The 10,629-nt window shown below is 76.1% G+C and carries 4 protein-coding genes, 3 pseudogenes and 1 riboswitch; of the genes and pseudogenes, 6 read left to right on the top strand and 1 reads right to left on the bottom strand.

The genetic code is table 11. The features are described 5' to 3' along the window. Positions 1–684 (bottom strand): annotated as a pseudogene (locus tag RKE29_RS23520) (nitrite reductase); the annotation flags it as partial. A gap of 108 nt (positions 685–792) precedes the next feature. Beyond that, positions 793–864, top strand: a riboswitch (cobalamin riboswitch). Between the two features lie 47 nt (positions 865–911). Here RKE29_RS23520 and cobN point away from each other — a divergent pair. The 6 genes and pseudogenes from cobN to RKE29_RS23495 form a co-directional block, all read left to right on the top strand. Beyond that, entirely contained in the window at positions 912–4,538 is a 3,627-nt protein-coding gene (gene cobN / locus RKE29_RS23515; protein WP_312007581.1) for a cobaltochelatase subunit CobN, read from the top strand. A 173-nt stretch (positions 4,539–4,711) separates the two neighbouring features. After that, positions 4,712–5,677 carry a cation diffusion facilitator family transporter gene (locus RKE29_RS23510; RefSeq protein ID WP_312007580.1) on the top strand — a complete coding sequence of 322 codons (966 nt, stop codon included), beginning with the start codon at positions 4,712–4,714 and terminating at the stop codon, positions 5,675–5,677. 193 nt (positions 5,678–5,870) lie between these two features. Next, positions 5,871–6,911, top strand: a complete 1,041-nt coding sequence (locus RKE29_RS23505; RefSeq protein WP_312007579.1) for a methyltransferase — start codon at positions 5,871–5,873, stop codon at positions 6,909–6,911. A gap of 384 nt (positions 6,912–7,295) precedes the next feature. Next, positions 7,296–9,203 (top strand): BTAD domain-containing putative transcriptional regulator, encoded by a 1,908-nt coding sequence (locus tag RKE29_RS23500; RefSeq protein ID WP_312007577.1) that lies wholly within the window; start codon positions 7,296–7,298, stop codon positions 9,201–9,203. Positions 9,204–9,274: 71 nt separating this feature from the next. Then, positions 9,275–9,823, top strand: a pseudogene (locus RKE29_RS30850) (ATP-binding protein); the annotation flags it as partial. A gap of 356 nt (positions 9,824–10,179) precedes the next feature. Then, positions 10,180–10,629: pseudogene (locus RKE29_RS23495) on the top strand (LuxR family transcriptional regulator); the annotation flags it as partial.

The following is a 10,629-nucleotide window of genomic DNA, read 5'->3' as shown; positions in this document are numbered from 1 at the left end:
GTCCGGCGGCGCCCCGCCGTCCGGCCGCGCCGCCGCGGCCCGGCCCGGGCCCGCCGGGCCGAGCCGCAAGGCCGCGCCGCCGTCCGGCTCTGCGATCAACGTCACATCGGCGTCCAGCGCGGCCACGTCGCCGCGCCCGTCGTCCAGCGCGAACAGGAAGCGGCCCGACAGGCCCGCCAGTTCGGCCGGAGCGCCCGGACCGGCCGTGCCGCCGCCGCACACCAGCGCGTCCAACTCCCGGGCCCAGGCCCGCACATCGGCGTACCCCGCGCCGTCCAGCCCGCACAGCGGCGAGGCGACGACGTTGCGCACCCGGTCGTGCCGGTCCGAGGGCAGCAGCCCGGCCGCCCGCAGCCGGTCGGCGAACTCGCCGCCGCAGCCGGAGCCCAGGCCCCGCACCTGGAGATTGCCGCGCGACGTCAGGTCCAGCAGCCCGTCCCCCAGATCCTCCGCGACCGCCGCCAGCACCAGGGCCTGACGGGCCGTCAACTCGCCTGCGGGCACCCGTACGCGGGCCAGGAAGCCGTCGTCGGCGGGGTGCAGGCGCAGGGCGCCGGGGCAGGCGTCGGCGCGCCCGCGGCCCGCCGCGCCGGAGAGGGACGAGGCCTCCACTGGGGCTCGTGGGATGGGTGTTTCATCCCAGGGTGAGGCGGTTGTCGGGGGAGGGGGCATGGCGGCGAGCATACCGACGATCCGTCCGGACTGACCGTCCCGTTCCAGGTCAGCACCGCCTACTATGCTCACCGAGCGGCGGGCCGGCCGGCCCGCCGCATGCCATGGACGGCGTCAGGGGAGGAAGCCGGTGTGAATCCGGCGCGGTCCCGCCACTGTCAGCCCGGCAGCCGCCGGGCGAGCCAGGAACTCCCGCCGTCCTCGACCGCCCGGGGCGCGGACCCCGAGGAAGGCCCGCTGTGATCCTGCTGCTGTCGACGTCCGACACCGACCTGCTCAGCGCCCGCGCGGCGGGCGGCCCGGTGCCCTACCGCCTGGCCAACCCCGCCCGGCTCGCTCTCGACGACCTGCCCGCGCTCCTCGACGGCACCGACCTCGTCGTCGTACGCCTGCTCGGCGGCCTGCGGGCCTGGCCGGAAGGGCTCGACGCGCTGCTGGCCGGAAACCGGCCCGTGGTGGTGCTCAGCGGCGAACAGGCGCCGGACGCCCAGCTGATGGAGGCGTCCACGGTGCCCGTGGGGCTGGCCGCCGAGGCGCACGCCTACCTCGCGCACGGCGGGCCCGCCAACCTCGCGCAGCTCGCCCGCTTCCTGTCCGACACCGTCCTGCTGACCGGCCACGGCTTCGAGCCGCCCGCGCCCGCCCCCGCCTGGGGCCCGCTGGAGCGGACCGCGCGCGAGGACGCCGCGGGACCGGTCGTCGCCGTGCTCTACTACCGCGCGCACCACATGAGCGGCAACACCGCCTTCGTCGAGGAGCTGTGCCGCGCCGTGGAGGACGCGGGCGGCCGCGCGCTGCCGCTGTTCACCGCCTCGCTGCGGGCCCCCGAGCCCGGGCTGCTGGACGCGCTGCGCCTCGCCGACGCGATCGTCACCACGGTGCTCGCGGCCGGCGGCACCCGGCCCGCCGACGCCTCGGCCGGCGGCGACGAGGAGGCGTGGGACGCGGGCGCGCTCGCCGCGCTGGACGTCCCCGTCCTCCAGGCGCTGTGCCTGACCGGTCCGCGCGCGGCGTGGCAGGAGAACGACGAGGGCGTCTCGCCGCTGGACGCGGCCACCCAGGTGGCCGTGCCGGAGTTCGACGGGCGGCTGATCACCGTGCCGTTCTCCTTCAAGGAGGTGGACGCCGACGGCCTGCCGGTGTACGTGGCCGACCCCGAGCGGGCCGCCCGCGTGGCCGGTATCGCCGTACGGCACGGCAGGCTGCGGCACATCCCGCCCGCCGCCAAGCGCCTGGCGATGGTGCTGTCGGCGTACCCGACCAAGCACGCCCGCATCGGCAACGCCGTGGGCCTGGACACGCCCGCCAGCGCCGTCGCCCTGCTGCGCCGCCTGCGGGTCGAGGGCTACGACCTCGGCCCCGGGGACGGGCCCGGCGCGCTGCCCGGCCTCGCGTCCGGCGACGGCGACGAGCTGATCCGCGCGCTCATCGACGCCGGCGGCCACGACCAGGACTGGCTCACCGAGGAGCAGCTGGCCGCGGCCCCGGTGCGGGTCCCGGCCGCCGACTACCGGCGCTGGTACGCCCGGCTGCCGAAGGAGCTGCGCGACGCGGTCGAGGAGCACTGGGGCCCGCCGCCCGGCGAGCTGTTCGTGGACGAAAGCCGCGACCCCGAGGGCGAGATCGTGCTGGCCGCCCTGCGCTTCGGGAACCTGCTGGTGCTCATCCAGCCGCCGCGCGGGTTCGGCGAGAACCCCATCGCCATCTACCACGACCCCGACCTGCCGCCCTCCCACCACTACCTGGCCGCCTACCGCTGGATCGCCTCGCCGCAGGCCGACGGCGGCTTCGGCGCGGACGCCATGGTGCACCTGGGCAAGCACGGCAACCTGGAGTGGCTGCCGGGCAAGAACGCGGGCCTGTCCGCCGCCTGCTCGCCCGACGCCGCGCTCGGCGACCTGCCGCTGGTCTACCCGTTCCTGGTCAACGACCCCGGCGAGGGCACCCAGGCCAAGCGCCGCGCGCACGCCGTCCTGGTGGACCACCTGGTGCCGCCGATGGCCCGCGCCGACTCCTACGGCGACATCGCGCGCCTGGAGCAGTTGCTGGACGAGCACGCCAACATCGCCGCCATGGACCCGGCCAAGCTGCCCGCCGTCCGCGCCCAGATCTGGACGCTCATCCAGGCCGCGAGGCTCGACCACGACCTGGGCCTTGAGGACCGGCCGCACGACGCCGAGTTCGACGACTTCCTGCTGCACGTCGACGGCTGGCTGTGCGAGGTCAAGGACGCCCAGATCCGCGACGGCCTGCACGTCCTGGGCCAGGCCCCGGCCGGCCCGGAGCGGGTCAACCTGGTGCTGGCCATCCTGCGCGCCCGGCAGATCTGGGGCGGCTCGGCCGCGCTGCCCGGCCTGCGCGAGGCGCTGGGCCTGGACGAGTCGGCCGCCGACCGGGCCGGCGCGGACGACGCCGAGGAGCGGGCCCGCGCCCTGGTGCAGGCCATGGAGGACGCCGACTGGGCCCCGCAGGCCGTGGAGCGGGTCTGCCGGGGCCTGCCCCTGGAGCGCGGCGCGCAGGTCGCCGCCGTACTGGACTTCGCCGCCCGGCAGGTCGTGCCCCGGCTGGCCGCCACCACGGACGAGATCGCGCACACCGTGCACGCCCTGGCGGGCGGCTTCGTGCCCGCGGGACCGTCCGGCTCGCCGCTGCGCGGCCTGGTCAACGTGCTGCCCACCGGCCGCAACTTCTACTCCGTCGACCCCAAGGCCGTGCCCAGCCGGCTGGCCTGGGAGACCGGCCAGGCCCTCGCCGACTCGCTGCTGGAGCGCTACCGCGCCGACCACGGCCGGTGGCCGGAGTCGGTCGGCCTGTCCCTGTGGGGGACGAGCGCGATGCGCACCGCGGGCGACGACGTGGCCGAGGCGCTGGCCCTGCTGGGCGTGCGCCCGGTGTGGGACGACGCCTCGCGGCGGGTCACGGGCGTGGAGCCGGTGCCCCTGGACCAGCTCGGCCGCCCCCGCGTGGACGTGACGCTGCGCGTCAGCGGCTTCTTCCGGGACGCCTTCCCGCACGTCGTCGCGCTGCTGGACGACGCCGTGCGGCTGGTCGCCGGGCTGGACGAGGCCGACGCCGACAACCACGTGCGCGCCCACACCCGGGCCGACCTGGCGGAGCACGGCGACGAGCGGCGCGCCACCGTCCGTATCTTCGGCTCCCGCCCCGGCACGTACGGCGCGGGCCTGCTCCAGCTCATCGACAGCCGCGACTGGCGCACCGACGCCGACCTCGCCGAGGTCTACACGGTGTGGGGCGGGTACGCCTACGGGCGCGGGCTGGACGGACGGCCGGCCCGGTCGGAGATGGAGAGCGCCTACCGCCGCATCGCGGTCGCGGCCAAGAACACCGACACCCGCGAGCACGACATCGCCGACTCCGACGACTACTACCAGTACCACGGCGGCATGGTCGCCGCCGTGCGCGCGCTGAAGGGCACCGCCCCGGCCGCGTACATCGGCGACAGCACCCGCCCCGAGACGGTCCGCACCCGCACGCTGCACGAGGAGACCTCCCGGGTCTTCCGCGCCCGGGTGGTCAACCCCCGCTGGATCGAGGCCATGCGCCGGCACGGCTACAAGGGCGCCTTCGAACTCGCCGCGACGGTCGACTACCTCTTCGGCTACGACGCCACCACCGGCGTGGTAGCCGACTGGATGTACGACACATTGGCGCGTACCTACCTGCTCGACCCGGAGAACCGGGCGTTTCTCCAGGAGGCCAATCCGTGGGCGCTGCACGGCATGGCCGAGCGGCTGCTGGAGGCGGCGAGCCGCGGCATGTGGGCCGAGCCGGACGCCGAGGTGCTGGCGGCGGTGCGGGAGCTGTTCCTGGAGGCGGAGGGCGGCCTGGAGGGCGGCGCCGGCTGACCGCGCGCCGGGCGGAACAGGCCGCCGCGAGCCGGGCGCATTCCCCCGTCGGCGGTCATACGGAAATCCGCTCCTCTTCTTTTTGATAACCGTGTCCATTGCCGCCTTTGGAGAAGGCGGCGGGGCCCTGTTTCAATGAGCGAAGTCCCCGGTGACGATCCAAGGAGGACCGAATGGGCGCTCACGCGCACGGGCACGGGGCGGGCCACGGCGGGCACACGCACGGCGTGTCGGAGCACGCCGACCGGCGCTGGCTGACCACCGCCCTCGCGCTGATCACCGGCTTCATGGCGGTCGAGGTCGTCGTCGGCGTGCTCTCCGGGTCGGTGGCCCTGCTCTCCGACGCCGCGCACATGCTCTCCGACGCCGCCTCGATCGTCCTCGCGCTCGTCGCGATCCGGCTGTCGGCGCGGCCCGCGCGCGGCGGGTACACCTACGGCCTCAAGCGTTCGGAGATCCTGTCCGCCCAGGCCAACGGCCTGTCGCTGCTGCTGCTCGGCGCCTGGCTCGGCTACGAGTCGGTGCGGCGGCTGGTCGACCCGCCCGCGGTGTCCGGCCTGCCGGTGCTGGTCACCGCCCTGGCCGGAGTGGCGGTGAACGTGGCGGCAACCTGGTGCATGTCGCGGGCCGACCGCACGTCGCTCAACGTGGAAGGCGCCTTCCAGCACGTGCTGAACGACCTGTACGCCTTCGCCGCCACGGCCGTGGCCGGCGTGGTCATCCTCGTCACCGGCTTCGCACGGGCCGACGCCGTGGCCTCGCTGGTCGTGGTCGCCCTCATGCTGCGGGCGGGCGTGGGCCTGCTGCGCGCCTCGGGCCGCATCCTGCTGGAGGCCGCCCCCTCCGGCGTCGAGCCGGACGAGGTCGGCGGCCGGCTGGCGGCGCACCCGGAGGTCGCCGAGGTGCACGACCTGCACGTGTGGCAGATCACCTCCGGGGAGGTGTCGCTGTCCGCGCACGTGCTGGTCACCGAGGGCGGCGACTGCCACGCGGTGCGCGAGGACCTGGAGCGGCTGCTGGGCGAGGCCTACGGCATCACGCACACCACCCTCCAGGTGGACCACCTCCAGGCGCCGCGCGTCGAGCACTGCCTGACCGCGCACGGCCCGGTGCACCGGGCCGTACCCGGCGAGCACTGACGCCGGTCACATCCCCCACCCGGCCGTTCCCCGGGCGGTGCACACCGCGTCCGGCCGCCGCCGGCGCCGCCGCGCGAGCGCCGCACCCCGCACGTCCGGACGGCTGTATTCCGGTCGGCCGCCGGCCGCGCCGCCGAGCCGGGACGCTGGGAACCCGGTATCAACGGGAAACCGGGGGACGAAGGAGGCGACCATGGCACGCGAGCTCACGCACTCCGGCCCAGTGCTCCAGCGACTTGCCGCGCTGGCGTTCGGCGGCGCCCTGACGGCGTTCGCGGTGGCAGCACTCGACCTCAGCGTCTTCGAGGCGATGGACGACGAGCCCAGCGACGTCGCGGACCTCGCGCGGCGGCTGGAGGTGGACCGCGCCGCCCTGAACCGGCTGCTGCGGGTCCTGGCCACCCACGGCATTGTCGAGCAGGTGACGCCCCAGCGCTACCGCCACACCGACCTGTCCCGGCTGCTGGACCCGACGGCCGCCGGGTCCGCCGCCGACATGCTGCGCATGGGGCTCGCCCAGCAGGGCGTCGAGAAGCTGGCGGCGGACGCGGTGCGCACCGGCCGGAGCATGTTCGCGCAGATGCACGGCAAGAACTTCTTCGCCCACCTGGCGGAGGACCAGGGCGCCGCCGACGTCTTCAACCGCACCATGACGGGCAACATGGAGCGCGACAGCAGGCGCCTGGTGGACCTCCTGGACCTGTCGGGCGACGAGACGGTCGCGGACATCGGCGGCGGCCGGGGCCAACTGCTGCGGGCCCTGTTGCGGCGGTGGCCCGGGCTCGACGGCATCCTGTTCGACCTGCGGCCGGTGGTCGACACCGCCGACCCCGAGCTGCGCGCGGGCGGGCGGCTGGCCGGCCGGTGCGCGCTCGTGGCGGGCGACTGCCAGGAGTCGGTGCCCGTCGTGGCGGACGTGTACCTGCTGAAGAACGTGCTGCACATGTGGGACGACGACACCGGGGTGCGGGTCCTGCGGAACATCGCGGCCGTGGCGCCCGAGGGAGCCCGGGTGATCCTGGTCGAACAACTCCTGTACAGCGGCGGACCGTACGAGGCCACGGGAACCCTCCTCGACATGATCATGCTGTCGTTCCTCGGCGGCAAGGAGCGCACCGAGCCGGAGTTCGCCGAACTGTTCACGGCGGCCGGACTGTCCTTCCGGGGCGCGACGCAGATCGACGACGGCCTGATCGCCCTGATCGAGGGGCGGGCGTCGGAAACCCGGCGGTGACCAGCCGGGGACGGGTCCACGACGCGCCGGGGTGATATCGCGCGGGACGCGCCGTGAACACGCCGGCGGATACGGCGGTGCATACGGGCGGCGGATACGGGCGGGCATACGCCGCGCGACCCGTCAGATGATGCGTTAATCTACTTGACGGGCGGGTGGGGTGGGCCTTTCCCGGGTGTTTCCACGCCGGTTCCCGGCGCCGCACCGCGCCGATCGACGGCCTGTTATGCCGGTCAAGCCGGAATATACCGCGAGACAATTCGGTGCGGCCGGGCCGCCGGTATGCTCGGCCTCGTCCCCAATCGCGGAGCGAAGTCCCTGGAATCGCGGAGCGAAGATCGAGGACACTTTCCAACGCCACCGGTGAACGGGGGAGCTCCCGTTATGAGGTTCCAGGTTCTCGGAAACTTCGAAGTCCTGGCCGGCACCCGGGTGCGGACGCCGAGCGCCCCCAAGCTGCGCCGGGCCCTCGCCCTGCTGATCCTCCGGCAGGGCGAGGTCGTCCCCACCAAGGTGCTGATCGACGAGCTGTGGGGAAGCCGCCCGCCGGAGAAGGCCGTCCGTGCGGTCCACACCTACATTTACGAACTGCGCCGCGCGCTGGTCCCCGCGGCCGGCGAGAGCGGCGAGTGCATTCTCCAGACGCGGCCCAGCGGCTATATGGCCCGCGTTCCCGGCAGCGCCATCGACGTGACCGCCTTCCGCGCCCTCGTCAAGGAAGGCCGGTCCGCGCTCGACGCCGCCGATCCGGCCACCGCGCGCGAGCTGCTGGGCCGCGGCCTGAGCCTGTGGCAGGGCAGCGCGCTGGCCAACCTGGAGCGCGGCGAACTCCTGGAGGCGCACGCCACCGAACTGGAGGAGAGCCGGCTGCGCGCGCTGGAACTGCGCATCGAGGCCGACTTCCAGCTCCACCGGCACCAGGAGCTGGCCGGCGAGCTGAAGGCGCTGACCGCCGCCAGCCCGCTGCACGAGGGCCTGCACGCCAAGCTGATGCTGGCGCTGTACCGCTCCGGGCGGCGCAGCGAGGCGCTGAAGGTCTTCCAGGACCTGCGCCGCCACCTGGTGGCCGAGCTGGGCCTGGAGCCCGGCCCGGAACTCCAGCGGCTCCAGCGCGCCATGCTCGCCGCCGCGCCCGCCCTCGACCCGCCGCCCGCCGCCCCCGCCCTGCCCCCGCGCCGCGCCCCCGCGCCGCCCGCCCAGCTGCCGCGGGACACCGCGGACTTCACCGGGCGGCAGGCCCTCCTCGCCGAGCTGGACGGACTGCTGGCCGCGGGCGGCGGCACCGGGCTGCCCGTGGTGTCCCTCGTCGGCATGCCCGGAGTCGGCAAGACGGCCACCGCCGTCCACCTCGCCCACGCCGTGCGCGCCCGCTACCCCGACGGCCAGCTGTACGTCCCGCTCGGCGGCTCCGACCCGGTGTCCCGCACCCCGCGCGACGCGCTGGAGCAGATCCTCAGAGGCGTCGGCGTGCCCGCCGACGACGTGCCGGGCACGCTCAGCGGGCGCACCGCGCTGTTCCGCACCTTCAGCTGCGACCGCCGGCTGCTGCTGGTCCTGGACGACGCGGCCGGCGCCGAGCAGGTCGAGCCGCTGCTGCCCGGCGGCGCCGGCTGCGCGGTGCTGATCACCAGCCGCTCCCTGCTGTACGGGCTGCGCGGCACCCGCACCGTGCCGCTGAGCCGGCTGTCGGTCCGCGAGGGCGTCGACCTGCTCGCCCGCATGGCGGGCCGCGAGCGCACCGACGCCGAGCCGGAGGCGTCCGCCGAGGCCGTACGGCTCACGGACGGGCTGCCGCTGGCACTGGTGTTCCTCGGGGAGCGGCTGGCGGCGATGGGCCCGGTCAGCGTCTCCTCCGTCGTCGCCAGAATCCGCGCCGCCCGGGGACGCCACCGGCTGTCGGAGCTGGCTGCCCTGGGCCTGGACCTGTACGGCCGGCTGGAGGCGTGCCTGCGCCGGCTGGACGAGGACACCCAGGCGGCCTTCCTGCGGCTCGCGCTGCTGCCCCGCTCCCTGTTCACCGCCGCGCAGGCCGCCCGCTCCCTGGGCACCGACCTCACCACCGCCGACATGGCGCTGATGCGGCTGACCGACGCGTCGCTGGTGGAGGCCGTCGAGGTCGCCGACGTGACCGGCGCCGGCGGCGGCGCCCCCGGGATCACCGGCGTCGCCGAAGGCCGGACGGGAGGCCAGCGGCACTACCGGTTCGGGGAGCTGGTCCGGGAGTTCGCCCGGGAGCGCATGGCCGACGCCGCGGTCGCCGCCGACGGCAGCCGCCACCGCATCAGTTCGTGACCGTTCCCTGGCCCGCGCTCGGCAGGCCGAGCGGCCCGTCCGGGAGCCCGATCCGCGTGAACGGGGCCGCCATGACCTTCCGTACGCCACCGCGGCAGCAGCGGCACGCCGCCCCCGGCCCGCCGCGCCGCCGCGGCCGGGAACGGCAGTGGGACCTGCTGAACGGCCTGCTCGCCGCCGCCTCGGGCCCGCCGCGCCGCGGCGGGGTGGCGCTGGTGGAGGGCCCGCCCGGCGCGGGCCGCAGCCGCCTGCTGGCCGACCTGGTGGACGCGGCCGCCCGGGCCGGGTTCTCCGTGGCGCACGCGGCGGCGGACGAGATCCACCAGGCCGTGCCCTGGTCGTCGCTGACCGACGCGCTCGGACACCACTGGCGCCCGCCGCCCGGCCCCGGCCCGCCGCCGCCCCGCGCGGCGCCCGCCCGCGCCGCGCGGGAGGGCCCGCAGGACCTGCCGGGCGAGTGCGCGACGCCTCCGGTGTGGCTGACCGACCAACTCGCCCACCGCCTGGAGGAGCGGCTGCGGCGCGGCCCGGTCGTGGTCGTCCTGGACGACCTGCAGTGGGCCGACCCGGCCACCCTGGCCGCGCTGCGCGCCCTGACCGCCCGGTTCGCCTGCCGGCCCCTGGTGTGGGTGTTCGCCCGGCGCGACCGGGAGGGCGGCCCGGCCGTCCACCGCCTGTTCGCCACGCTGCGCGAGGCCCGCGGCGCCGTGCCGGTGCGGCTCGGGCCGCTCGGCGAGCGCGCGGTGGCCGACCTGGCCGCCGACCGGCTGCACGCCGAGGCCGCCCCGGAACTGCTCGCCTGCCTCGCGGGCGCGGACGGCAACCCGGCCGCCGTACTGGCGCTCCTGGACGGGCTCGTGGAGGNGACCGGCTGCACGCCGAGGCCGCCCCGGAACTGCTCGCCTGCCTCGCGGGCGCGGACGGCAACCCGGCCGCCGTACTGGCGCTCCTGGACGGGCTCGTGGAGGAGGGACTGGTGCGTACCGCCGACGGGCAGGCCCGGCCGGCCGGGCCCGCCGCCGGCCACCCGCCGCGCCGCTTCAGCGAACTGGTGCGGCGGCGGCTGGCCGCCCACCCTCCGGCGACCCGGCTGCTGTTCGACGTGGCCGCCGTCCTGGGCAGGACCGCCGCCCCCGACGACGTGGCCCGCATGCTGGCCCAGCCGGTCGCCGTCGTCCTGCCCGCGCTGCGGGCGGCGCTGGACTCCGGGCTGCTGGTCTGCGAGGGCGACGCCGTCGCCTTCCGCCACGAACTGGTCCGGCAGGCGCTCCTGGCGACCATTCCCGCCCCGCTGCGCGGCGCCCTGCACCGCCAGGCCGCCGAGATGGTCCTCGACCGCGGCGGCGGCGCGCCGGCCGCGGCCGCGCACCTGGTCCACGGCGCCCGCCGGGGCGACCCGCGGGCGGTGCGCGTGCTGGGCGAGGCG

Origin of the sequence: Streptomyces sp. B1866, from assembly GCF_031932565.1 — a bacterium.
Classification (GTDB): Bacteria; Actinomycetota; Actinomycetes; order Streptomycetales; family Streptomycetaceae; genus Streptomyces.
The sequence above is the reverse complement of the archived record's forward strand: the minus strand, read 5'-3'. Positions and strand labels throughout refer to the sequence as shown.

Coding starts and splice junctions, on each gene's coding strand:
- RKE29_RS23510 (WP_312007580.1), top strand. CDS start 4,712: ATGGGCGCTCACGCGCACGGGCACGGGGCGGGCCACGGCGGGCACACG.
- RKE29_RS23505 (WP_312007579.1), top strand. CDS start 5,871: ATGGCACGCGAGCTCACGCACTCCGGCCCAGTGCTCCAGCGACTTGCC.
- RKE29_RS23500 (WP_312007577.1), top strand. CDS start 7,296: ATGAGGTTCCAGGTTCTCGGAAACTTCGAAGTCCTGGCCGGCACCCGG.